This is a genomic window from Micromonospora aridisoli (assembly GCF_056150025.1).
The window spans coordinates 24,577-47,939 of the sequence record NZ_JAXCFK010000011.1 but is presented as its reverse complement, the minus strand read 5'-3'; the positions used below and the strand labels follow the sequence as shown (position 1 = coordinate 47,939).

General features: G+C 73.2%; 18 protein-coding genes. 9 read left to right on the top strand and 9 right to left on the bottom strand.

Annotated elements, in window-relative coordinates:
• Positions 1 to 55: 55 nt before the first annotated feature.
• The 4 genes from SM447_RS22250 to SM447_RS22235 are packed head-to-tail and all read right to left on the bottom strand — an operon-like array spanning position 56 to position 3,556.
• Positions 56 to 673 carry a response regulator gene (locus tag SM447_RS22250; RefSeq protein ID WP_474574778.1) on the bottom strand — a complete coding sequence of 206 codons (618 nt, stop codon included), beginning with the start codon at positions 671 to 673 and terminating at the stop codon, positions 56 to 58.
• Complete coding sequence (locus SM447_RS22245) at positions 670 to 1,929, bottom strand: sensor histidine kinase (protein WP_474574777.1); 1,260 nt, start codon at positions 1,927 to 1,929, stop codon at positions 670 to 672. The genes SM447_RS22250 and SM447_RS22245 overlap by 4 nt, the downstream gene beginning before the upstream one ends.
• Entirely contained in the window at positions 1,887 to 2,720 is an 834-nt protein-coding gene (locus SM447_RS22240) for an ABC transporter permease (RefSeq protein WP_474574776.1), read from the bottom strand. The genes SM447_RS22245 and SM447_RS22240 overlap by 43 nt, the downstream gene beginning before the upstream one ends.
• Positions 2,717 to 3,556, bottom strand: coding sequence for an ABC transporter ATP-binding protein (locus SM447_RS22235; protein ID WP_474574775.1), 840 nt, complete (start codon positions 3,554 to 3,556; stop codon positions 2,717 to 2,719). Before SM447_RS22235 ends, SM447_RS22240 begins: the two co-directional genes overlap by 4 nt.
• A gap of 146 nt (positions 3,557 to 3,702) precedes the next feature.
• Between SM447_RS22235 and wrbA the strand changes: the two genes are divergently transcribed.
• Positions 3,703 to 4,320, top strand: a complete 618-nt coding sequence (gene wrbA / locus SM447_RS22230; RefSeq protein WP_474574774.1) for an NAD(P)H:quinone oxidoreductase — start codon at positions 3,703 to 3,705, stop codon at positions 4,318 to 4,320.
• Between the two features lie 92 nt (positions 4,321 to 4,412).
• On the opposite strand, the gene SM447_RS22225 is transcribed toward wrbA, so the two are convergent.
• Positions 4,413 to 6,323: an anthranilate synthase family protein gene (locus SM447_RS22225; protein ID WP_474574773.1), complete on the bottom strand. Its 1,911-nt coding sequence runs from the start codon at positions 6,321 to 6,323 to the stop codon at positions 4,413 to 4,415.
• A gap of 254 nt (positions 6,324 to 6,577) precedes the next feature.
• On the opposite strand from SM447_RS22225, the gene SM447_RS22220 reads away from it, so the two are divergent.
• The 3 genes from SM447_RS22220 (at position 6,578) to SM447_RS22210 (ending at position 11,017) form a co-directional block, all read left to right on the top strand.
• Positions 6,578 to 7,963 carry an FGGY family carbohydrate kinase gene (locus SM447_RS22220; protein ID WP_474574772.1) on the top strand — a complete coding sequence of 462 codons (1,386 nt, stop codon included), beginning with the start codon at positions 6,578 to 6,580 and terminating at the stop codon, positions 7,961 to 7,963.
• Between the two features lie 124 nt (positions 7,964 to 8,087).
• The gene (locus tag SM447_RS22215) at positions 8,088 to 10,595 is read left to right on the top strand and encodes a sensor histidine kinase (protein WP_474574771.1); all 2,508 of its coding nucleotides are present in this window, start codon (positions 8,088 to 8,090) and stop codon (positions 10,593 to 10,595) included.
• Positions 10,595 to 11,017 carry a roadblock/LC7 domain-containing protein gene (locus tag SM447_RS22210; protein ID WP_093408063.1) on the top strand — a complete coding sequence of 141 codons (423 nt, stop codon included), beginning with the start codon at positions 10,595 to 10,597 and terminating at the stop codon, positions 11,015 to 11,017. The genes SM447_RS22215 and SM447_RS22210 overlap by 1 nt, the downstream gene beginning before the upstream one ends.
• Here SM447_RS22210 and SM447_RS22205 read toward each other — a convergent pair.
• Both SM447_RS22205 and SM447_RS22200 read right to left on the bottom strand, forming a co-directional pair.
• On the bottom strand, positions 11,006 to 12,247 hold the full coding sequence (locus tag SM447_RS22205) for an MFS transporter (protein ID WP_474574770.1): 1,242 nt from the start codon (positions 12,245 to 12,247) through the stop codon (positions 11,006 to 11,008). The genes SM447_RS22210 and SM447_RS22205 overlap by 12 nt on opposite strands.
• A gap of 57 nt (positions 12,248 to 12,304) precedes the next feature.
• Positions 12,305 to 13,795 carry a GH1 family beta-glucosidase gene (locus SM447_RS22200; protein ID WP_474574769.1) on the bottom strand — a complete coding sequence of 497 codons (1,491 nt, stop codon included), beginning with the start codon at positions 13,793 to 13,795 and terminating at the stop codon, positions 12,305 to 12,307.
• A 977-nt stretch (positions 13,796 to 14,772) separates the two neighbouring features.
• On the opposite strand from SM447_RS22200, the gene SM447_RS22195 reads away from it, so the two are divergent.
• Positions 14,773 to 17,664: a glycoside hydrolase family 48 protein gene (locus tag SM447_RS22195; protein ID WP_474574929.1), complete on the top strand. Its 2,892-nt coding sequence runs from the start codon at positions 14,773 to 14,775 to the stop codon at positions 17,662 to 17,664.
• A 278-nt stretch (positions 17,665 to 17,942) separates the two neighbouring features.
• Here SM447_RS22195 and SM447_RS22190 read toward each other — a convergent pair whose 3' ends face one another.
• Positions 17,943 to 18,674, bottom strand: a complete 732-nt coding sequence (locus SM447_RS22190; protein ID WP_474574768.1) for a DUF3159 domain-containing protein — start codon at positions 18,672 to 18,674, stop codon at positions 17,943 to 17,945.
• An 82-nt stretch (positions 18,675 to 18,756) separates the two neighbouring features.
• Here SM447_RS22190 and SM447_RS22185 point away from each other — a divergent pair, with 82 nt between their 5' ends.
• Positions 18,757 to 19,644 (top strand): phosphatase PAP2 family protein, encoded by an 888-nt coding sequence (locus SM447_RS22185; RefSeq protein WP_474574767.1) that lies wholly within the window; start codon positions 18,757 to 18,759, stop codon positions 19,642 to 19,644.
• Between the two features lie 4 nt (positions 19,645 to 19,648).
• A complete protein-coding gene (locus SM447_RS22180) occupies positions 19,649 to 20,461 on the top strand; it encodes a maleylpyruvate isomerase N-terminal domain-containing protein (RefSeq protein WP_474574766.1) in 813 nt (270 codons plus the stop codon).
• A gap of 109 nt (positions 20,462 to 20,570) precedes the next feature.
• Here the strand turns inward: SM447_RS22180 and SM447_RS22175 are convergent, their stop codons facing one another.
• On the bottom strand, positions 20,571 to 21,434 hold the full coding sequence (locus tag SM447_RS22175) for a DUF1028 domain-containing protein (protein WP_474574765.1): 864 nt from the start codon (positions 21,432 to 21,434) through the stop codon (positions 20,571 to 20,573).
• Positions 21,435 to 21,537: 103 nt separating this feature from the next.
• Between SM447_RS22175 and SM447_RS22170 the strand changes: the two genes are divergently transcribed.
• Both SM447_RS22170 and SM447_RS22165 read left to right on the top strand, forming a co-directional pair.
• Positions 21,538 to 22,518 carry an LLM class F420-dependent oxidoreductase gene (locus SM447_RS22170; protein ID WP_474574928.1) on the top strand — a complete coding sequence of 327 codons (981 nt, stop codon included), beginning with the start codon at positions 21,538 to 21,540 and terminating at the stop codon, positions 22,516 to 22,518.
• Positions 22,515 to 23,309, top strand: a complete 795-nt coding sequence (locus SM447_RS22165) for an SDR family oxidoreductase (protein WP_474574764.1) — start codon at positions 22,515 to 22,517, stop codon at positions 23,307 to 23,309. Before SM447_RS22170 ends, SM447_RS22165 begins: the two co-directional genes overlap by 4 nt.
• Positions 23,310 to 23,363 lie beyond the last annotated feature (54 nt).

Below are 23,363 nucleotides of genomic sequence, written 5' to 3'. Positions count from 1 at the left end.
AGCCTGCCAGCCCACCGCCGGTACCGGCCACCGGAAATCCCGCCGGTCGGCCGGCTCACAACAGGCCGGCGGCCATCGCGGTGGTGACCGCGGCGGTGCGGTCGGAGACGTCGAGCTTGTTGAAGGTACGCAGCAGGTGCGTCTTCACGGTCGCTTCGCTGATGTGCAGTTCGCGGCCGATCTCGGCGTTGGACAGGCCCCGGCCCACCAGTCGCAGCACCTCCACCTCCCGGTGCGACAGCGAGGGTCGTGCCGGCTGGCGGACCTGATGCAGCAGTCGGGTTGCCACCGACGGCGCGAGCACGGTGCCGCCGCTCGCGGCGGTGCGCACCGCGGTGATCAGGTCGGTCCGCGCGACGTCCTTGAGCAGGTAGCCGGCGGCGCCGGCCTCGACGGCCCGCAGGATGTCGGTGTCGGTCTCGTAGGTGGTGAGCACCACCACCCGGGTGGTCGGCGACTCGGCGAGGATCCGCGTGGTGGCGCTGACTCCGTCCCCGCCCGGTAGTCGCAGGTCCATGAGGACGACGTCGGGACGGCGGGCCCGGGCGGCGGCCACCGCCTCGGCCGCGTCGCCGGCCTCACCGACGATGGTGATGTCATCCGCGCCCGCCAGCATGCCCGCCACGCCGGCCCGGACCACCGGATGGTCGTCCACCAGCAGCACAGTGATCATCGGTAGGGCACCTCCACCCGGATCGTGGTCCCCCCGGCAGGCGCGGAGCGTACGACCACCGAGCCGTCCACCTGCTCGACCCGGGCCCGCAGCCCCGCCAGACCGTAGCCGTCGGTGGCGGCGTCGACGTCGAACCCGGTTCCGTCGTCGGCGATCTCCAACGCGATCCGCCGGTCGTCCCGGCGCAGCAGCACGGCCACCGCGCGGGCGTCGGCGTGTCGCCGGACGTTGGCCAACGCCTCCTGCGCCGCGCGCAGCAGCACCACCTCCAGGTCGGTGCCGGGAGCCGGGCCGGTGCCGGTGGCGACACAGTTAGTCGGCACCCCCGTCTGCTGGGTGAACCGCTCCGCCAGCCGATGCAGTGCCTGCTCCAGTCCGGAGCCGGTGAGCTGCGCGGGCGTCAACGCGGCGACCAGCGTACGCACGTCGACCAGGTTCTCCCGGGCCGTCTGCCGGGCCAGCGCCAGGTGCCGACGGGCCCGGTCGGGATCGCCGTCCAGGTCGGCCTCGGCGGCTTGGACGAGCATCACCACGCTGGACAGGCCCTGCGCGACGGTGTCGTGGATGTCGGCGGCGAGCCGCTGGCGTTCGGCGGTGATCCCCGCCTGATGGGACAGCTCGGCCAGTTCCGCCCGGGTCCGCTCCAACTGGGCGATCAGCTCGGCGCGGCGGGCGCTCTCGGTCACGGTGCGTTGCGACCAGACGCCCAGTACGCAGACGACGAACACGACCATCACCGCCACCAGCAGGGGCGCGACGAGATCGTGCAGATCAGGTAGCCGGATGGCCAGGACGATGATGTGCACCGAGTTGAACAGCACCACCGCGAGCACCGCCGGTACGGCCGGCAGCACCATGAACACCTGCGGACACAGGACGAACAACAGGAAAGACGCGTTGCCGTTGAGCAACACCGCAGGCACGTAGCACAGCGCCACCCCGGCGAGGTAGAGGTAACCCCGCCAGTCCTCGATGGATTCCCGCATCAGCCGTCGACCGAAGCCGACGTACCAGCCGGCCACGGCGAGGAACAGCGCGAGGCAGCCGACGCGGGCCATCGGTGACCACCACGCGTCGGCGGCCACCACGAGAGCGACCCCGGCACCCGCCAGCGCGAAGTAGATGTCCCAGAGGCGGAAACGTCCGCTCCACGAGTCCGTGGCGGCGTCGGTGCCGGGAACCGGGTCGGCCCTCCCGGCGATCACCGGCGTGGTCACCGGGAGCGTCGTCCCCGCCAGCGGAAGGTGGTCAGACACAGCACCATCCCTCCGACACACCAGGCGGCCAGCACGAGCCCGATCCGGCCGTGTTCCCAGGAGGGTACGACCTCCTGCGCGAGGATGCTGTCGGGCAGGAACACCGATCGGAAGCCCTGCGCCATCCACTTGAGCGGGAACAGGGACCCGACCGTGACCAGTGGCTCGGGCAGGTGCCCCACAGGGGTGTAGAAGACCCCGGAGATGAAGGCCAGCACCAGGTAGGGCAGGTTCATCACGGCACCGGCGCTGCGGGCCGAGCCGGCGAGGCTGCTCGCGGCGATGCCGGCCAGCGCGCACGCGGTGGCACCGAGCAGGAACACCCAACCGAAGGTGAGCCAGCGGACCGGATCGGTGGGCAGGGCCAGGCCGAAGCCGACCACGGCGATGCCGAGCAGCAGAACCGTCTCGCCGACGGTCACCACCAACGCCATCAGGATCTTGCCGATGAAGTACGCCGACGGTGGCATCGGCGCGCCGCGCAGCCGGCGCAGGGTGCCGTCGTCGCGGTCGGCGGCGATGCCGGTGCCCAGGTTGATGAAGGTCGTCGAGGCGACCCCGGCGGCGATCATGCTGGGTGCCAGGTACTGGGCGGAGGTCACGTCGCTGCCGGGGTAGACGCCGTCGAAGATCGAGCCCAGCAGCGCGAGGATGACGGCCGGCATGGCGAACGTGAACGCCACGGCGTCGCGTTCGCGGAAGAAGCCCTTCAGCTCGACCGTCGCGCGGTGCAGCCCGAGCCGGACCGGCGACGGGCGGCGCGGCGTGCCGCGCAGGACGGTGCTGGTCATGACGCGTCTCCGATCAGGTCGAGGTAGACGTCCTCCAGGCTCGGACGGCTGACGGTCAGTCCCGGCACGGTGCCGCCGTACCGGTGGGTCAGCGTCGTGATGAGCGCCGCCGGGTCGTCGGTCTCCTGCCGGCCGTCGGCCCACCGCACGACGGTGCGTGCGGTGGCCCGCCCGCCGAGGGCGGCCGGGGTGGCGTCGGCGACGATCCGTCCGCCGGTGATGACGGCCACCCGGTCGGCCAGCGCCTCGGCCTCCTGCAGGTAGTGCGTGGTCAGCAGGATCGTGCAGGCCTCGTCGTCGGCCAGCCGCCGGATCAGGTCCCAGAACCGCCGGCGGGCCCGCGGGTCGAAGCCGGTCGTCGGCTCGTCGAGGAAGAGCAGCTCGGGGCGGCCAACGATGCCGAGGGCGACGTCGAGGCGACGGCGTTGGCCGCCGGAGAGAGTACGGACCCGGGCGGCGGCCTTCGCGGTGAGGCCGACCAGCTCGATGACCTGGTCCGGGTCGCGGGGCCGGGGGTAGTAGCGGGCGAAGTGGTGCACCGCCTCTCGGACGGTCAACTCGGTCAGGTCGCCGCCGTCCTGGGTGACGATGCCGATGCGAGCGCGCCAGTCGAGGTCGACGTGGGAGGGATCGTGCCCCAGCACGCTCACCTCACCGTCGTCGCGGCCACGATGGCCCTCCAGGATCTCGATCGTGGTGGTCTTGCCCGCCCCGTTGGGGCCGAGCAGGGCCACCACCTCACCGGCCGCGACGTCAAGGTCGAGGCCGGCGACGGCGACGGTGTCGCCGTACGTCTTGCGCAGTCCGCGGACGCGGATGGCGGGGGTGTCGGTCATGTTCCGATCGTCGGCCCGCCGGTGTGGAGGCGGGACGACCGGTGGACGGAACCGCGCTGTCCGCCGACCGGTGGACACCTCCCGATGTTTGTCGAGGCAAGCATCGGGTAGTCGCCGGAGCTGACCCCGAGAAGGAAGGACACGCGATGGCGGCACAGGTCAAGGTTGCGGTGATCTACTACAGCGCGACCGGCATCACGTACCAGATGGCGCTGGCGGCCAGCGAGGCCGCCGGCGAGGCGGGTGCGGAGGTGCGGCTGCGCAAGGTACGTGAGCTGGCGCCGGAGGAGGCCATCCGCTCCAACTCGGGATGGGAGGCGCACCGGCTGGAGACCCAAGACGTGGAGGAGGCGCAGCTGGACGATCTCAGCTGGGCCGATGTGGTGATCTTCGGCTCGCCGACCCGCTACGGCCTGGTCGCCGCCCAGCTCAAGCAGTTCATCGACACCAGTGGTCCGCTGTGGGCGCAGGGGGCGCTGGCGAACAAGGTCTACTCCGGCTTCACCTCCACCGCCACCGAGCACGGCGGGCAGGAGTCGACCCTGCTGTCGCTGTTCCACGTCTTCTACCACTGGGGCGGGATCGTGGTCACCCCCGGGTACACGGAACCGAGCCAGTTCACCGCCGGCAACCCGTACGGCGCCTCGCACACCAGCAACAACGGCGAGACCGCACCCGACCACGTGGCGTTGGGGGCCACCGCGTTGACCGCCAAGCGGGCGGTGCAGATCGGTGCCGCGCTCAAGCAGGGCCTGGCCGGCTGAGCCGACGAGCGACGGAACCGGCGGTCCGGGCGGGGGCTCTCAGACCCGCCCGGACCGCCGGCCGTCCACAGCGCTACCCCGGATCGGAGCGGCTATGCCTGAACCGCCGGGGACAACTCACCGGCCGGTGCCGGCAGCAGGTCGCGCAGCAGGTCGGTCAGCACCGCCACCCCGTCCGGGCTCAGCACCGACTCGGGGTGGAACTGCACCCCGGCGAAGCTGCGCCCACGCAGCGCGTGCACCGCGCCGTCGGCCTCGTCGCGGGCCAGCTCGACCGTCCCGTACGGGCCGTCGCGGCGGTCGGTGCCGGCGTGGGCGGTGAAGGTCGAATAGAAGCCGACCCGGCGGGGCGTGTCGAAGAGGGTGACCGTGCGCTGCAGGCCCTGGTAGGGCGCGTCCCGGCGGTGCACCGGCAGACCGAGCAGGCCGGCGAGGAGCTGGTGGCCGAGGCAGACGGCGAGCGTCGGCTGCCCGGTGTCCAGCAGCTCGGTGAGCAGGGCCCGCAGCCTGGTCATCTTCTCCGTGTCCGCGGTCGGGTCACCCGGGCCCGGGCCGACCACCACCAGGTCGTACGCCCGCACCGGCAGCTCGGCGTGCCAGGGCCGGACGGTGACCGACAGCCCGAGCGCGCCCAACTGGTGGGCCAGCATCCCGGTGAACGTGTCCTCGCCGTCGACGATGAGGGCCCGACGGCCGGTCAGCGCCGGCAGCGCCAGGGCACCCGACGGCCGCTGGTCAAGCCAGAACCGGGCCAGCGGGGCGTTGCGGGCGGCGAGGGCGGCGCGTACCTGCGGATCGTCGGCCAGCCGCCGCGCCGGGTGCGGCCCGGCCGGTGCCTGCGGCCCGAGACCCAGTGCGGCCAGCACACCGGCCGCCTTCGCGTGGGTCTCCGCGACCTCCGCGGCCGGGGTGGAGTGGCGGACCAACGTCGCGCCGACCGGTACCCGAAGCTCTCCGGCAGGGGAGATCTCGGCGGTACGGATCAGGATCGGCGCGTCGAGGGTCTGCCGGCCGGACTCGTCGTGACCGAGCAGGGCCAGCACCCCGGAGTAGTAGCGACGTCCGGTGCGTTCGTGCCGGGCGATCACCCGACAGGCGTTCTCCATCGGGCTGCCGGTCACGGTCGGCGCGAACATGGTCTCCCGCAGCACCTCGCGTACGTCCTTGGACCCCCGTCCGGCCAGCAGGTACTCGGTGTGCGCCAGGTGCGACATCTCCTTCAGGTACGGCCCGACCACCTGGCCACCCCGCTCGGCGACGGTGGCCATCATCTTCAGCTCCTCGTCGAGGACCATGTACAGCTCCTCGGTCTCCTTGGTGTCGGCGAGGAAGCGCAGCAGGGCGGCGCGGTCGGCGGTGGCACCGGTGTGCCGGAAGGTGCCGCTGATCGGGTTCATCATCACCAGGCCGTCGTCGACGCTGACGTGCCGCTCCGGGCTGGCGCCGACCAGGGTGCGCGCCCCGGTGTGCACCACGAACGTCCAGTACGCCCCCCGCTCCCGGGTCAACAGCGAGCGCAGCGCGGCCAGCGCGGCGGTCAGCGGGGCGCCCTGCACCTGGGCGCGCAGGGTGCGGTGGATGACGAAGTTGGCCCCCTCACCGTTGCCGATCTCGTCGGTCAGCACCCGGGCCACGGTGGCGGCGTACTCGTCGTCGCCGATGTCGAAGGCGGCGCCGGTGGTGCGTACCGGAGCGGACGGCAGGGCCTCCAGCACGCCGGCCAGTGGCAGCCGGTGGCGGCGGTCGATCCGTAAGCACTCCAGCGGCACTTCGTCGTCGACACAGGCGAAGCCCCGCTCGACGACCTGCCGGTACGGCACCAGGGCCAGGGTCACCGGGCCGGGCTCGGTGGCGGGCAGCGGAATGTCGGCGAGCCGGTCGACGGTCGACACCGTGCCGGTGAACAGGTCGAGGTGGTCGGCGCCGTCGCGGCGGAGCAGGGCGAACGGGCCGGGGTCGGTGCCGGCGGCGAGCGCGGCGAGCAGTTCGGTCAGCGGTTGCACGGTTCTCCTCGGGCCGGGTGCCGCCGTCGGGGGCGGCCCGGGAGCCGGGACGTGACCGGCGGCCGCCTCGTCGGGCGGCCGCGTGGGGTGGAGCTACGCGCGGGGGAGGGCCGCCGGGTCGGCGGGCCACCAGCAGGTCAGTCGCGCGAGCATGCGATCACCCTACGCGTCCGACGGTCGATGCGGAAGCCGATCGGCGGACCCGGTGCGCGGTGACGCTGCGGCGCTGGGCTCAGCGGGTACGTTGACCCGCGATGAAGATTCTCGCGCTGGACCTGGGCACCTCGTCGGTGCGTGGGCTCGTGCTGGACGGCGATGCCCAACCGCTGCCGGGGGCGCTGGCCCGTCGCCGCATCGTGCTCGGCGTCGACGACGAGGGTGCCGGCACCCTCGACGCCCACCACTACCTCGCCTGCCTGATCGAGTGCCTGGACGAGCTGCACGGGCAGGGCCGGCTGGACGGGGTGCAGTTGGTGGCGATCAGTGGCCAGTGGCACTCGGTGGTGCCGCTGGGCGCCGACGGTGACCCGCTCGGCCCGGTCCTCACCTGGCTGGACACCCGGCCCGAGCCGCCCGCCACGGCCACCGGCCCGGCCGACCCCGACGCCTTCCACCAGCGCACCGGCACCTGGTGGCATCGCTGCTACTGGTCGGTGCGGTTGCCCTGGCTGCGGGCCCGCGCCGGTGCCCGGCCGCCGCGTTTCACCGGCCTGATCGAGTACGTGCTCGGCCGGCTGCTCGCCGATGCGCCGATGTCGATGTCGCAGGCGTCCGGCACCGGCCTGCTGGACCTGCACACCCTGGACTGGGACCCGGAGGCGTGCGCCCTGGCCGGCAGCGACGGTCGGGACCTTCCCGAACTGGCCCCACGGGACTGGCGCGGTCGGCTGCGCGCCGACTACGCCCGACGGTGGCCGGCCCTGGCCCGCGCGCAGTGGACGCCACCGCTCGGTGACGGCGCGGCCTCCAACGTCGGCTCCGGCTGTGTCGACCCCACCCGGGCGGCGGTGACCGTCGGCACGTCCTCGGCGGTGCGGCTGCTGCAGCGGATGTCGACGAACTCGGAGCTGACCGTCCTGCCGCACCGGCTGTGGCGCTACCGCGTCGACCACGACCACGTGGTGACCGGTGCCGCGTACTCATCCGGTGGGAACCTGTTCGCCTGGGCCGACCGGGAACTGCGGCTGCCGACCGGCCCGGCCCTGGAGCAGGCGCTGGCGGTGCTGCCGCCCGACGGTGGCCGACCGGCCAACGTCCGCTTCGGCGGCGACCGCCCGCCGGGCCGCCTGCCGGCCGGGCAGGGGGAGCTGCGCGGGTTGGGCTTCGGCACCACCGCCGTGGAGATACTGGCCGGACTCATGTACGGGGTGTGCGAGCAGGTCGTCGACGACCTGGTGGTGCTGGAGTCCACGGTCGGCCGGTCGGTGGAGGTGGTTCTCGGCGGCGGCGCGATGGCGGCCTCAGCCTGGTGGCGGCAGGCGTTCGCGGCGGTGCTGGCCCCCCGACCGGTTCGTTTCGGGCGGCACCCGGAGATCGGGGCGACCGGCGCGGCATTGGTGGCCACCGGCCGGATCGCCGACGCCGTCGTGGTGGCCGACATCGGCCGGACGGATGATCAAGCCTCGGCGGCCTCGGCATAGGCTGGCGGCCAGCAGTACTCTTCCTGAACCATTCATAAGGGCAGGACGTTGACACTGCTCCGGGGCCTGGTTGGATGGACGGCGCTCCCCGGACCGCGGTGGACGCGTGGGGGAGGAGGAGCGGGTGGGTGTAGGACCGGAGCAGGCGCGCGGGGTGTCGCAGCACCGCCGGCGCCGGTTCGACGTCCGGGTGGTACCCCACCGGCGCCGCTCCCCCCTGCGCCTGCAGGACTGGCGGATGCGCACCAAGCTGGCCACGGTGCTCGTCATTCCCTCCGTCGCCTTCCTGGTCCTGGCGGGGGTGCAGACCCAGAGCCTGGTCAGCCGGGCCGACACCCTGAGCGACTTCGCCGCCCAGGTCGCCATCGGCCGCGAGATCACCGCGCTGGCCCACCGCCTGCAGGAGGAGCGCGACCGGACCGCCGGCGAGCTGCCCGCCCTGCGTAACGCCGCCGACGAGGAGGAGAGCGAGGAGCGGCTGGCCGTGTTGCAGCCCTACCGGGACGCCTCCGACCGGGCCGCGGCGGAGTTGCGCGCGGCGGCCGAACCGCTGGCCGAGTCGGACGCCTCGTGGCGGGACGTCTACGTGGTGGCCTCCCAGGCGTACCAGCAGATCGACTACATCCGCAACACGATGACCACCGTGCTGCTCAGCGACGACACCATCCTCGGCAACTACCACCGTGCGGTCGACGCGTTGCTGAACCTGCTCGCCCAGCCTTCGCCGGGTGCCGAACGGCCGGAGCTGTCCGAGGCGGTGCTGCGGTACGTGCAGTTCGCCCGGGCCAAGGAGCTCTCCTCGCGGGTGCGGGCGGAGCTGTACTCGGCGGCCCGGGCCGGCAGCTACGACACCGACGACGCGGCCCAGCTACCCGACCTGCGGGCGCGGCAGCTGACGGCCCTCGGCGCGTTCCGCATCGCGGCGACGAACGCGCAGGTGGCCCGCTATGACGAGATGAGCCTGGACCCGGCGTTCGTCGCCGCGGCCCGGATGGAGGAGCAGGCGCTGGCGCAGGGCACGTCCGGGACGGAGGTGCCGGACGCGGAGCAGTTCTGGGAGGCCAGCGAGGCGCGTCACGAGCTGTTGCAGCGTTACGAGGCGGAGGTGCTGGCCGCCTCGGCACGTCAGGCCGACAACGCGAGTGAGACCCAGCTGCGCGAGACGCTGCTGGTGGTCGGCGTGATCATCACGGTTCTCATGGTGGCCGTGCTGATCTCGTTCCTGATCGGTCGGTCGTTGGCCCGGTCGATCCGGCTGCTGCGCTCGCAGGCGCTGCGGATCGCCCAGATCGAGCTGCCCGAGGCGCTGGCCCGACTGCGGTCGGTCTCCGGTGGCGTGCCGCCGATCGACGTTTCACCGGCGGTCGTGCGTTCACTGGACGAGATCGGTGAGCTGGCCGAGGCGTTCGTCGCGGTGCACCGCAGCGCCGTCGGGGTGGCGGTGGAGCAGGCGAACATGCGGCGCAACGTCAACGCGATGTTCGTCAACCTCGCCCGACGCAGCCAGGTGCTGGTGGAGCGGCAGTTGGAGCTGCTCGACGACCTGGAGCGTGAGGAGGGCGACCCCGAGCAGTTGGAGAACCTGTTCAAGCTGGACCACCTGGCCGCCAGGATGCGCCGTAACGACGAGAGCCTGCTGGTGCTGGCCGGAACCGAGTCGACCCGCCGGTGGAACCGGCCGATCGGGCTGAGCGCGGTGCTGCTGGCGGCCAGCGCCGAGATCGAGCAGTACCAGCGGGTGCGGCACGAGGCCGTGGCGGACCTGCACGTCGTCGGGCACGCGGTGGGTGAGCTGGTGCACCTGCTGGCCGAGTTGCTGGAGAACGCCACCGCCTTCTCCCGGCCGGACACCATCGTGCAGGTGATGGCTCGGGTGGAGGGGCCCGGCGCGGTGATCGAGATCGCCGACCAGGGGCTGGGCATGAGCGCCTCGGCGCTGGCCGAGGCGAACGCGGTGCTGGCCACGCCGCCGGCCGCGGACGTGGCGGCGGTCGAGCGGATGGGCTTGTTCGTGGTCAGTCACCTCGCCGCCCGGCACGGCATCGAGGTGCGGCTGCACGGCGGCGCCGGTGGGCTGGTGGCCCGGGTACGGCTGCCGCATCCGTTGCTGGCCCCGGCCCCGGCGCCGAGCCTCGACCCCCCACCGTCGCCGCGCGGGCTGCCCGCCGCGACGCCCCGGCCGGTACCACCGGCCAATCCCGGACCGGTGGACCTGCCGGTGGCCGGGCGGCGTCCCACCACGGTGCCGCGTCAGGCCCACCCGGTGCCGGTACGAGCGGAGGACGTGCTCGCCCCGGCGCCGGCGACCGGTGGTGGCGGCTGGTGGTCGCGGGAGGGGCCCTCGTCGGTGGTGCCGGCGGTCGGCGCCGGCGCACCGGCACCGCCGGCCGTGCCGGTGACCGCCGGCACGAACGAGCGCGGTCTACCGGTTCGGGTGCCCATGGCGCAGCTCAGTGCGGTGACCCAGCCGGCCCGTCCGGAGCAGCAGCCGGTGGCCCGGCACGAGCCGGACCCGGATGCCGTCGGCGGAATGTTGTCCAGGTTGTACAGCGGTGTACGGCGGGCAGAGGCTGAGGAGACCACCGAGATACCCGTGCCGCCGCCCGGGGCGTGGAATGAAGGAGGACGGTAGTGACGACGTTGTCGCAGGAAGCTCGCGACCTGAGCTGGCTGGTCAGCGCGTTCGCGGAGCGGGTGCCCGGGGTGGCGCACGCCGTGGTGGTCTCCTCCGACGGGCTGCTGGTGGCGATATCCGACCATCTGCCGCGTGACCACGCCGACAAGCTCGCCGCGGTGACCTCGGGTCTGATGAGCATCACCGCCGGTGCCGCCCAGATGTTCGACGGCGACGTGGTCAAGCAGACCGTGGTCGAGATGGGCCGCGGCTACTTCCTGGTGATGCAGGTACGCGACGGCTCGATCCTGGCCACCCTGGCGGCGGCGGACGCCGACATCGGCGTGGTGGGCTACGAGATGGCCCGACTGGCCAAGCAGGCGGGGGAGATGCTCACCCCGGCGCTGCGCGCCGAGCTTCAGCAGGCGCTACCGCGCTGACGTGCCCGGCCCGAGGGGGCCGGGCGCGCCGCGGGATGCGGCCCACCAGGCCACCGTGGCGGTGACGGCGACGACGCCGCTGAACACGAACGGTGCCTCGATGCCCGCGCGGGCCGCCAGCGCACCACCGACCAGCGCGCCCGCGGCCGTGCAGCCGTAGGTGACCAGGCGGGAGGCGGCGATGACCCGGCCGAGCAGCCCGCCGGGCACGAGCCGCTGGCGTACGGACAGCGCGGCGACGTTGAGCACGGCGAACGCCGCGCTGGTGGTGACCACCACGACCACCGCGACGGCGCGGTGCCCGACCACGGCCAGCAGGACCGGTACGCCGGCGGTGACGGCCATCGACCAGGTAAGCACGGTCCGGTGGTGGAATCGGGCGACCAGGCGGTCGGCGGTGAACGAACCGATCAGGCCGCCGGCCGCGCCGGTGGCCAGCAGCAGGCCGAAGCCGAACGCGCCGAGGCCGAGGGCGTCCCGGGCGTAGAGCACGAAGATCGCGAACCAGGCGGTGTCGGCGGCGGCCACGGCGGCGGTGACGAGCACCAACGTGCGCAGCATCGGCTGCCGGACCAGCCAGCGCAGGCCGGCCAGGATCCCGCCACGGTCGGTGCCCGGCGTCTCGTCGCCGCTGGACGCGGTGGCGCGGTGGGCCAGGGTCAGGGGCAGCGAGAGTACGAGCATCACCGCCAGTGCCAGGGCGGCGCCGTTGACGGCGAACGGGATGGCGGCGCCGAGGACGAACAGCAGCGCACCGACCGGTGGTCCGACGAACTCGTTGCCGACGATCTCGCCGGCCACGAGCCGACCGTTGGCCTTCTCCAGTTGGGCGTCGGGCACGAGCCTGGGAACGGCGGTCTGGGCGGCGGTGTCCCGGATGGTCTCGCCGACGCCGAGCAGGAAGGCGGCGGCGACGACGAGGCTGATGGTGGCCGATCCGAGGGCGACCGCGGCGGCCAGCGCGGCCAGGACGACGACGCGGCCGGTGTCGGCGGCGGCGAGCAGCGTCCGGGCGCTGCGGCGGTCGGCGAGGGCGCCGGCGAGCAGGCCGGAGACGAGCCACGGCAGGAACTGGGCGGCGGCGACGGCACCGACCGCCAGCGGGTCGTCGGTGAGCGCGGCGGCCAGCAGCGGGAAGGCGGCCACCCGGATGCCGTCGCCGAGGTTGGCCAGCGCGGCGGCGCTCCAGAAGGTCCAGAACGGCCGGCCCAGGCGGTTGCGGTCACGCATGCGGGGATCCTACGGCCTCGGCGGCGGCCCGGGGTCGGGCCGCCGCCGAGGTGGCCGTCAGACCGCGTTGTCCGAGATGACCTGGCGGTACCAGTGGGCGCTGCGCTTGAACACCCGGCGCTGGGTCGGGTAGTCGACGTAGATCAGGCCCCAGCGCTGTTCGTAGCCCTCGGCCCATTCGAAGTTGTCGAGCAGGGACCAGACGTGGAAGCTCTCCAGCGGCACCCCGTCGGCGATGGCCCGGTGGGCGGCGGCCAGGTGGTCGCGCAGGAACGTGACCCGGCCGTGGTCCTCGACGGTCCCCTCGGCGCTGAGCTCGTCGGGAGTGGGCAGGCCGTTCTCGGTGACGGTGAGCGGGATGGGCCCGTAGTCGCGGGTGACCCGGGTCAGGATGTCGTACATCCCGTCCGGGTAGATCTGCTGCCACTCCGCCTCGGAGGTGGGCCAGCGGCGGACGGTGCCGCCGGACGCGGTGACGTAGATCGGGGTGTAGTACTGCACGGCGAGCAGGTCGACCGGGCTGGAGATGATCTCCAGGTCGCCGTCGCGGATGCCGCGGACCATCCGACTGTCGGGGCCGAGGTCGGCCAGGACGTCCGCCGGGTAGCTGCCCGTCAACGCGGAGTCGAGGTAGAGGCGGTTCTCGTAGCCGTCGTAGAGTCGGGTGGCCTCGGCGGCGGCGGGGGAGTCGTCGGCCGGGTAGCAGGGGTGCAGGTTGAAGGCGGGGCCGATCCGGCCGGTGTCGCCGGTGGCGCGTAGGGCGCCGACGGCGAGGCCGTGGGCGAGTTGCAGGTGGTGCGCGACCAGGTACGCCGCGTCGGGGTCCCGCCGGCCGGGGGCGTGGTGGCCGGAGAGGTAGCCGTTCTGCACCACCGTCTTCGGCTCGTTGATGGTCAGCCAGACCGGCACCCGGTCACCCAGGGCGTCGAAGACGATGGCGGCGTAGTCGGCGAAGCGGTGGGCGACGTCGCGGGACTCCCAGCCACCGGCGTCCTGCAACGTCTGCGGCAGGTCCCAGTGGAACAGCGTGGCCATCGGGGCGATGCCGCGCTCGTGCAGGCCGTCGACGAGGCGGCGGTAGAAGTCGAGGCCGCGTTGGTTGGCGGCGCCGGTTCCGTCGGGCTGGATGCGCGGCCAGGAGATGGAGAACCGGTAGCTGCGCAGCCCCAGGTCACGCATCAGATCGAGGTCTTCGGCATAACGTTGGTAGTGATCCGCCGCGACGTCGCCGGTGTCGCCGTTGCGGGTGCGGCCGGGTGCGCGGCTGAACGTGTCCCAGACCGATTCGCCCCGGCCGTCCTCCTTGGTGGCGCCCTCGATCTGGTACGCCGAGGTCGCGGCGCCCCAGCCGAAGTCGGGCGGGAAGGACAGTCGAGCGGCCGGGTCCGACGCCGTGGCCGGGTGCTCTCCCGGATCGCCGGGCTGGCAGGCGGCGAGGCCGGTGGCCGTGGCCGCGACGGCGGTGGTGCCGAGAACGGCGCTGACCGGGGTGGCGGCGGCCGAGAGCGCCGCGCGGCGCAGCAGGTGCCGCCTGGTGAGTATCGACATGGGTTCTCCTCGTGGATGGGGATGACCGCCTGAGCCCGGGAGCGCTCCCAACAAAGGGTAAGGGGTGGGCGGTCCCCGCCGGGTCCGAGTCGTCGCGGGGGGTGGGGCGGACAGCCTCGGTGGCGGGAGTGACGTGGGGTGGGGAAGGCGCGGTGCCGGTCGGGCATCGGGTGCGGCGGGACCGGGTGCGCCGAGTTCCGCGGGCGGACCGGGCGGTGCGCGCCCGGGCGGTCGGCGGGGCGTCGCGGATGGCGGTCGGCGGGCGGGTCGACTGCCGTGCGGGGCGCGCGGGTGGTGCGCGTCTGACCCGTCGGCCTCTTTTCCCATCGTGAACGGGGGTTTAGTGTGGGGACGGGGGAGGGCAACCCCCGTCCCCACCGTGTTGCGGTACACGCACATTCGGATTGGCGTCCCAGTAGTGCGTGTCGCGCGGGAGCCGGGCCACGCGAGTGGCTTGAGGATCCACCTCCCTCCACTGTGGTGGGGTGACGGCTGACGGCGGTGTCCGGGCTGGCCCGCCGTCGGCCTGTGGTCTGTTCCCCGGAGCCGTGGGCACGACACCGGGCGATATTCCGGGTGGAACTCTGTCGATGGAAGCGCTCCCATCGACGTTGCTGCGACTGTAACGCCCGTCACGGCTTTGTGAAAGCCCCAAAACGAGATCGAAACAACTCAGTGTTTCCGGAAGTTTCCTAGCTGGTGTTGGGAGCGCTTCCATGGCACACTGTCGATCGACCGCGCGGAGCCAAGGTACGCGTGAGCGCGGGTCGCCGAGGGCTTCCGGCGTGTCCGGTACGGCGTCCTGCCAGCAGCGGGAACAGCAGCCGTCCTCCACTGCGCCCCGCTGCGCCGGCCCGACCGGGCCGCAGCGACCACCATCCACTGGCACCTCGGCGGACCCGGCGTCCACGAGGCGTCATCGCCGGGGCGGCACCGCCACCGGCCTGGTCCGAGGAGACACCGCGCAGATGAGAAACCTGGCTAGACGTCGGCGCCTGGCGTGGCTTGCCGCCGCGGCGCTGGCGATCGGTGGGGCCACCGTGCCCGCCGCCGCCGCACAGGCCGCCCCGGCCTGTGACGTGGTCTATACGACCAACGACTGGAGCAACGGCTTCACCGCCAGCGTCACCATCCGAAACACCGGCGACGCCATCAACGGCTGGACCCTGCGGTTCGCCTTCCCCGGCAACCAGCGGGTCACCCAGGGCTGGTCGGCCCGGTGGAGCCAGAGCGGCAACGAGGTCACCGCCGTCAACGAGTCGTACAACGGCAACCTCGCCGCCGGCGCCAGCACCACCATCGGCTTCAACGGCTCGTACTCCGGCAGCAACCCGAAGCCGACCTCGTTCTCGGTCAACGGGGTCACCTGCGGCGGCACCCAGCAGCAACCCCCGACGGTGAGCCTCTCGGTCCCCGCCGGCCCGTTCACGGCCCCCGCCGACGTGCCGCTGACCGCCACCGCCAGCTCCCCGTCCGGAACGATCAGCCGGGTTGAGTTCTACCGCAACGGTCTGCTGGTCAACACCGACACCACCGCCCCGTACTCCTACACCCTGCAGGCGCTGCCGGCCGGTGACTACACCGTGCAGGCCCGGGCGTACGACAGCAACGGCCTGTCGGCCATCGCCGAACGGTCGTTCACCGTCGCCGCCTCCACCTCACCGGCGCTGGTCGCCACGCCGACCGCGCTGACCGTGCCCGAGGGCGGCAGCTCGACGTTCAACCTCAGGTTGAGCCGGGCGCCCACCTCGAACGTCGCGGTGAGCCTGGCGCGCACCGGCGACACGGACATCACCGTCTCGCCGACCTCGACGACGCTGACCACGTCGAACTGGAGCAACGGCGTCACCGTGACCGTCCGGGCGGCCGAGGACGCCGACACGGTCGGGGGCACCGCCACCATCACCGCCTCGGCCACCGGTCACACGCCGGCGACCGTCACCGTCACCGAGATCGACAACGACGTGCCCGGCGGTGACGGGGAGTACGTGCAGCGGTTCCTCACCCAGTACAACAAGATCAAGAACTCGGGCTACTTCAGCCCGGAGGGCGTGCCGTACCACTCCATCGAGACGCTCATCGTCGAGGCGCCGGACCACGGCCACCAGACCACCTCCGAGGCGTTCAGCTTCTGGCTGTGGCTGGAGGCCTACTACGGTCGGGTGACCCAGAACTGGACTCCGTTCAACAACGCCTGGACGGTGATGGAGCGGTACATCATCCCGTCCACCGCCGACCAGCCGACCGCCGGTTCCGCCGGTGACGCCACCTACGCCGCCGAGCACGACCTGCCCAACCAGTACCCGTCGCAGTTGGACTCCAACGTGCCGGTGGGCCGGGACCCGCTGCGCTCGGAACTGCAGTCGACCTACAACACCGGCTCGATCTACGGCATGCACTGGCTGCTGGACGTGGACAACGTCTACGGCTTCGGCCGCTGCGGCGACGGCACCACCCGGCCGGCGTACATCAACACCTTCCAGCGGGGCACCCAGGAGTCGGTGTGGGAGACCGTGCCGCACCCGTCCTGCGACACCTTCCGCCACGGCGGCCAGTACGGCTACCTCGACCTGTTCATCAAGGAGTCGCAGGCCCCCGCCCGGCAGTGGAAGTACACCAATGCCCCGGACGCCGACGCCCGCGCCGTGCAGGCCGCGTACTGGGCGCTGACCTGGGCCAAGGAGCAGGGCAAGGCGGCCGACGTGTCGGCCACCGTGACCAAGGCCGCCCGGATGGGTGACTACCTGCGGTACGCCCTGTTCGACAAGTACTTCAAGCGGGTCGGCAACTGTGTCGGTGCCACCGCCTGCCCGGCCGGCAACAACCGCGAGTCCGCGCACTACCTGCTGTCCTGGTACTACGCCTGGGGCGGCGCGACCGAGACCAGCCAGAACTGGTCCTGGCGGATCGGCTCCAGCCACAGCCACTTCGGCTACCAGAACCCGTTCGCGGCCTGGGCGCTGACCAACGTCGACGAGCTCAAGCCGCGCTCGCCGACCGCGGCGGCGGACTGGACCAACAGCCTCAACCGGCAGTTGGAGCTCTACACCTGGTTGCAGTCGGCCGAGGGCGGCATCGCCGGTGGCGCGACCAACAGCTGGGGCGGGCACTACGGCCAGCCGCCGGCCGGCACGGCCACCTTCTACGGCATGTTCTACGACGAGGACCCGGTCTACAACGACCCGCCGTCGAACCAGTGGTTCGGCATGCAGGCCTGGTCGATGCAGCGCATCGCCGAGCTGTACCTGGTCAGCGGCAACGCCCGGGCCAAGGCGCTGCTGGACAAGTGGGTGCCGTGGGCCATCGCCAACACCACGTTGGGCGAGAACTGGTCCATCCCGTCGGACCTGAAGTGGACCGGCCAGCCCGCCAACTGGAACCCGAGCAACCCGCAGCCGAACAACAACCTGCACGTCGAGGTGACGGTCAAGGGCCAGGACGTCGGCGTCGCCGCCGCCTACGCCCGCACCCTCATCGCGTACGCGGCGAAGTCGGGCGACACGGCGGCGAAGAACACCGCCAAGGGGCTGCTGGACGCGCTGCACTCGCACAGCGACGCCCAGGGCGTCTCGACGGTGGAGAAGCGTGGCGACTACCGGCGCTTCGACGACGTCTACGACGCCTCCACCGGGCAGGGCCTGTACATCCCGCCGGGCTGGACCGGCCGGATGCCCAACGGCGACCAGATCGCTGCGGGCAAGAGCTTCGTCGACATCCGGTCGTTCTACAAGAACGACCCGGCGTGGCCGAAGGTGCAGGCGTACCTCGACGGTGGGCCGGAGCCCGAGTTCCGTTACCACCGCTTCTGGGCCCAGGCGGACGTCGCCATGGCCTACGCCGACTACGGGAAGTTGTTCCCCAACGGCTGAACGAACTCCTCCGGGTGGGCGGTGACCCACCCGGAGGCGCCGGCCGGGCCTCGGGGGTAGAGGCAGGTCCGGCTGACGGCCTGACACCCACGGTCAGGCCGGGGTGGGTCGGCCCTCTGGCCGACGCAGCGGAGCGGTCGGCCCACCCCACCAGCCCGACTCGTCGGGCACGCTGCGCACATCGCGAAAAAAAGTGACCGCCCCGGGATCACAACCCGGCCCGGGACGGAGTAACGTACATCACCGGAGAGGCCGCTCCCCCCGTGGCGGCCTCTCCCTTATTGTCCCGGCCCCGGCCGGCCGGGTTCCGGGCCGGCGTCGTCACCGGCCGTCACGACCGGCCCGGCTCCCGGGGTCACCGGGTGCCGCAGCCCCGGGTGTCCGGCCGGCAGCGACCGGCGGACCACGGCCCAGCTGACCGCCAACGCCGCCGCGACCAGCGGCCAGGTCAGCGCCACCCGGGCGGCGGTCAGAGCGAGCACGTGACCGCCGAGATACAGCGGTACGAACACCGCCAGCCGCAGCAGGTAGGTCGCCGTCCACACCCAGCTGGCCCGGCCGTACGCCCGCAGCAGCGCCGGATCACGTCGCCAGCGTCCGCGCTGCCCCAGCACGGTGCCGACGACCACCCCGAGCAGCGGCCACCGCACGATGATGCTGACCGCCCACGCCAGCGCGCTGGCGGCGTTGGCCAGCAGCTGTACGAGGAAGAAGTCCTCGGCGCGCCCGGTACGCACCACGACCAGCGCGGCGACGCAGACCGCGAGCAGCCCGAGCAGCACCGACCGGGGCCGGTCGCCGCGACGCAGCCGCCAGCCGGCCACCACCGTCCCGGCGACCAGGGCCGCCACCACGCCGACCGTGACCGACCGGCCGGCCACCAGCCAGCCCACCGCGAACGCCACCGGCGGCACGGTCGCGTCGACGGCACCCCGACGCCCGCCGAGCAGGTCGGCCAGTGACTCGGGCCGCCCGACCTCGGCGGCGTCCCGCTCCGACGTATCGGTCACGTCCCCTCCTTCACCTGGACCCAACCTATCCCCGCGCCACCGGCGGGCCACCGGTCGACCGGTGGGGGCGTGCCGCTAAGTTGTGCGGGTGCGTGTGACGCCCAGGGGTGGTACTGCGGTCTGGCTGGTCGTGCTGGCCCTGGTCCAGACGGCGGCGTTCATCGCCGTCTGGCAGTTCGCCTTGCACACCGAGGTCGGTCAGTGGATCGACACGGTGGCGCTGACCGGTAACCGGATCGGTCGCGACCACATCGAGGAACCGGTCGACCGGATCCTCAACGCCATGTCCGTGGTGTCGCTGCTGGCGGTCACCGTGATGATCGGATTCATCGCGCTGATCCGGGGCCGGGTCGCCCTCGCCGTCGCGGCCACCCTGCTGATCGCGGGTGCCAACGTCACCACTCAACTGCTCAAGTACGGGCTGAGCCGTCCCGACTACGGCATCGACCTGGAGCGGGCGTACGTCGGCAACAGCCTGCCCAGCGGACACACCACGGTCGCCGCGTCGGTGGCGGTGGCCCTGGTGCTCGTGCTGCCACCGAAGGTCCGGGCCCCGGCGGCCGTGATCGGCGCCGGCTACGCCGCGATCGCCGGGGTGGCGACCCTGTCGGCGGGTTGGCACCGCCCCAGCGACGCGGTCGCCGCGTTCCTGGTGGTGGGGATCTGGGCCGCGCTGGCCGGTCTGCTGCTGCTGGTCACCCAGCGCGAACAGGCGAAGGTGGCCGCCGGGGACGCGCACCGGCTCACCGCCCTGCTGCTGGGGGCGGGCGGCCTGCTGGCGATCGCCGGCTGCGTGCTGGCCCTGTGGTGGCTGGTGGGTCTGCGGACCACCCCACCGATGGACCTGTGGCGTCGTCCGCTGTTCGTCGGCTACGCGGGCAGTGCGGCCGGCATCGTCGGCTCCATGGCAGCGGTGATGGCGCTGGTGCTCACCGCCGTGCATCGTCTGGTGCCCCGGCACCAGGGGTGACCTGATGATCGTCGTGCGGCAGGCGTTCCACGACGAATGCGACCGCCTCGGCGCGGTGCTGCGGACCCTCGACGCGGCGGACCTCGACCGCCCGACCCGCTGCCCGCCGTGGACCGTGGCCGAGCTGCTGGCCCACGTACGCACCGGAGCCGGCCGCCTGGCCGACATGCTGACCGCCCCGCCGCCCGGCCCCGCCCAGGTCGACGCCGCCGGCTACTTCGGCGCGACCAAGTTCACGCCCCAGGTGGACGCCGACCGGATCGAGTCCGCGCGGTCCGAGTCCGCCCGGTCCGAGGCCGCCCGGTCCGAGGTCGCCCGGTCCGAGTCCGCCCGGTCCGAGGTCGCCCGGTCCGAGTCCGCCCGGTCCGAGGTCGCCCGGTCCGAGGTCGCCCGGTCCGAGGTCGCCCGGGGCGGCGTCGGGTCGCAGCCGGACCGGCCCGGTGTCGTGCTCGCCGCCGACTTCGACCGGGCGTGGCGGGCCACCCTCGCCGCCGTGGACGCCCACCCCGCCGACCGGGTCGTCCGCACCCGCCACGGCGACGCGATGACGGTGCGCGAGTTCCTGCGTACCCGGGTGGTGGAGGTCGGTGTGCACGGCCTCGACCTGGCCGAGGCACTGGACCGGCCGCCGTGGCTGACCTCGACCGCCGCCCGGGTGATCGCCGATCTGCTCACCGGCGGGCAGGTGCTGCCGCCGCAGCTCGGCTGGGACCGGCTGACCCTGATCGGCAAGGCCACCGGCCGCAGCCCACGCAGCCGCGCCGAGCAGGACGCCCTCGACCACGCCGGCATCCGGCTGCTCGCCTTCGGCAGCTGACCGGCCGCCGACCTGACGCGGAGCGTGGCGACGGCCGTCGGGCGCGACCCTCGGCGCCGAGGGCCCGGGACCACCGGTTCGACGACCGGCGGCCGGCGTCGCCGACGGATCAGGCGGCGGTGCGCGGTGCCGGCACGTGCGGGGCGGCGGTGCGCAGATGAGCCAGGACCACCGGGTCGATGCGACCGGGCGCCAACCGCTCCTCCAGGTTCTCCATCCCGGCCCAGGCGACCAGCGCGTCCTCGGGCTCGACCGGGTCGGCCGGGAACCCGAGCGCGGTCAGCAGACCCGCGACCTCGGTCGCCAGCGCGCCGGTCAGGTCGAGCAGGGTGGCCGGGTCGGGGCGGCTGAACAGCAGCGTGTGCACCGCGAGCAGCCGGTCGAGTTCGGTGATCGGGTCGGGGTGGTCGTCGACCCGCAGGTCGATCATGACGTCGCCGGTGCCGCCGTACCCGCCGCCGCGGCGCACCACCAGCAGCCCCGCGCTCTGCCGACCGCGCCGGTCACCACCGGCGACCTCGCCGGCCCGCAGCGCCGCGAGCATCCGCTGCGCGAACGGCAGGTCGGTGCCGGCCAGCCAGGCGTCGCGCAGCCGGTCGACGACCTGCGGGCCGGTGAGGATGTTCCCCTGGGCCGCCCAGCCGTCGCCGGCCTGCCCACCGGCCCAGCCCCGGCAGTGGGCCCCGGTCCAGGTGGCGCCGGGCCCGGTGGCGGCGACCACACCGAGCTGACGGTGGTCACGTTCCGGGTCGGCGGCCACCAGGCCGGCGACCACACCGGCGGCGGAGACGCCGGTACGCAGCAGAGCCAGCCCCTGCGGCCGGTAGGCGAGGTTCACGTGCGCCTGGGTGGCGATCGCGCCGACGTCGGCCTCGGCGCCCGGTACCAGGGCCCCGGCGGCCAGAAAACGGCTGGCCACGACGATGCCGTGCAGCCGGCCGTCGTCGGATCGGGCAACGAGGGAGAAGGTCACGTCGGGAAGGTTAGCGCTGGTTACGGTCCGTTGGCCGCCGCCGGACGACCTTGCCCGGCGACGTCGGGGCGGGCACCATCGACCGATGACGACGCGATGGGCAATGACGGTGCCGTTGGGCGGGATCCCGCTCGCCGACCACGCCGCGGTGTACGCGGCCCTCGCCGACGCCGGCTACACCGACGTGTGGTCCTCGGAGGTCAACGGGGCCGACGCGTTCACCCCGCTGGCGTTGGCCGCCGCCTGGGAACCCCGGTTGCGGCTGGGCACCGCGATCACCCCGGCGTTCACCCGCGGACCCGGCCTGCTGGCGATGAGCGCCGCCGCGCTCGCCGACGTGGCCCCCGGACGATTCGCCCTTGGCATCGGCGCGTCGTCGCCGGTGGTGGTCGCCGACTGGAACGCGGTCGAGTTCACCGAACCGTTCCGGCGTACCCGTGACGTGCTGCGCTTCCTGCGGGCGGCGCTGCGCGGGGAGACCGTCGACGGTGCCTTCGACACGTTCGCCGTACGCCGGTTCACCCTGGAACGGCCGCCGGCGGTGCCGCCGCCGCTGCTGCTGGCCGCACTGCGACCCGGCATGCTGCGACTGGCCGCGGCCGAGGCCGACGGCGTCATCCTCAACTGGCTCGCCGCCACCGACGTGCCCCGAGCGGTGGCCGAACTGGGACAGCCACGTCCGCAGTTCGAGGTGGTCGCCCGGATCTTCGTCTGCCCGACCGAGGACGCCGGGTACGCCCGCACCCTCGGCCGACGGATGATCACCAGCTACCTGACCGTGCCCGCGTACGCGGCGTTCCACCGCTGGCTCGGCCGGCAGGAGTCGCTGGCCGACATGTGGGCGGCGTGGGAGGCCGGCGACCGACGGGGCGCCCTGGCCGCCGTGCCCGACGAGGTGGTCGACGCCTTGATCCTGCACGGCTCACCGGAGCAGTGCCGGGCCCAGGTGCGCCGCTACGTCGACGCCGGGGTGAACGTGCCCGTGCTGGCGCTGCTGCCCACCCCGGAGGTGGCCGCCGCGGACGCGGCAGCCCTGGCCACGCTGGTCGCCCGGCTCGGGCTCGACGCCAAGGAGGCGGCGTGAACCTCACCGACCGGATAGCGGTGATCACCGGCGGGGCCGGGGGGATCGGTGCGGCGCTGGCCCGCCGGTTCGCCGCGGAGGGAGCCGCCGCGCTCGTGCTGGCCGACCTGGACGGCACCGCCGTCGAAGCGGTCGCCGACGCCGTCGGGCCGCTGGCCCACGCCGTGACGGTCGACGTCACCGACGAGGACCAGGTACGCGCCCTGGTCACCGACACCGAACGCCGCTACGGCCGGATCGACGTGTTCTGCGCCAACGCCGGGGTGACCACCGGCGGGGGACTGGAGATCGACAACGGCGGCTGGGAACGCTCCTGGCGGGTCAACGTGCTCGCCCACGTGTACGCCGCCCGGGCGGCGCTGCCGGCGATGCTCACCCGGGGCAGCGGCTACCTGCTGCACACCTGCTCGGCGGCAGGGGTGCTGACCGCCGTCGGCGACGCCGCGTACACCACCACCAAGCACGCCGCGGTGGGGTTCGCCGAGTGGCTGTCGGTGACCTACCGCGACCAGGGCATCCGGGTCAGCGCGCTGTGTCCGCAGGGGGTCGACACCCCGATGCTGGCCGAGGGACTGGCCGCCGGGCACCTGGGCGCCCGGGTCGTCGCGGCCTCGGGCGCGGTGCTCAGCCCGGACGACGTGGCCGCCGCCGCGGTCGCCGGGATGGCGGAGGAACGTTTCCTGATCTTGCCGCACCCGGAGGTGGCCGACTACGCCCGCCGCCGCGCCGAGGACCCCGACGGCTGGCAGTCCGGCCTGCGCAAACTGGTCCGCCGCCTGCACACCACCTGACCGACCCTTCGCCGATCATGCAGTTGGGGCGCCCGAAAAGCCCCTGACTCCCCA

What these genes read in the sequence shown, in the direction of transcription:
- SM447_RS22250 (WP_474574778.1), bottom strand. Translation starts at nt 673, where the DNA reads ATGATCACTGTGCTGCTGGTGGACGACCATCCGGTGGTCCGGGCCGGC.
- SM447_RS22240 (WP_474574776.1), bottom strand. Translation starts at nt 2,720, where the DNA reads ATGACCAGCACCGTCCTGCGCGGCACGCCGCGCCGCCCGTCGCCGGTC.
- SM447_RS22235 (WP_474574775.1), bottom strand. Translation starts at nt 3,556, where the DNA reads ATGACCGACACCCCCGCCATCCGCGTCCGCGGACTGCGCAAGACGTAC.
- wrbA (WP_474574774.1), top strand. Translation starts at nt 3,703, where the DNA reads ATGGCGGCACAGGTCAAGGTTGCGGTGATCTACTACAGCGCGACCGGC.
- SM447_RS22220 (WP_474574772.1), top strand. Translation starts at nt 6,578, where the DNA reads ATGAAGATTCTCGCGCTGGACCTGGGCACCTCGTCGGTGCGTGGGCTC.
- SM447_RS22205 (WP_474574770.1), bottom strand. Translation starts at nt 12,247, where the DNA reads ATGCGTGACCGCAACCGCCTGGGCCGGCCGTTCTGGACCTTCTGGAGC.
- SM447_RS22200 (WP_474574769.1), bottom strand. Translation starts at nt 13,795, where the DNA reads ATGTCGATACTCACCAGGCGGCACCTGCTGCGCCGCGCGGCGCTCTCG.
- SM447_RS22180 (WP_474574766.1), top strand. Translation starts at nt 19,649, where the DNA reads ATGATCGTCGTGCGGCAGGCGTTCCACGACGAATGCGACCGCCTCGGC.
- SM447_RS22170 (WP_474574928.1), top strand. Translation starts at nt 21,538, where the DNA reads ATGACGGTGCCGTTGGGCGGGATCCCGCTCGCCGACCACGCCGCGGTG.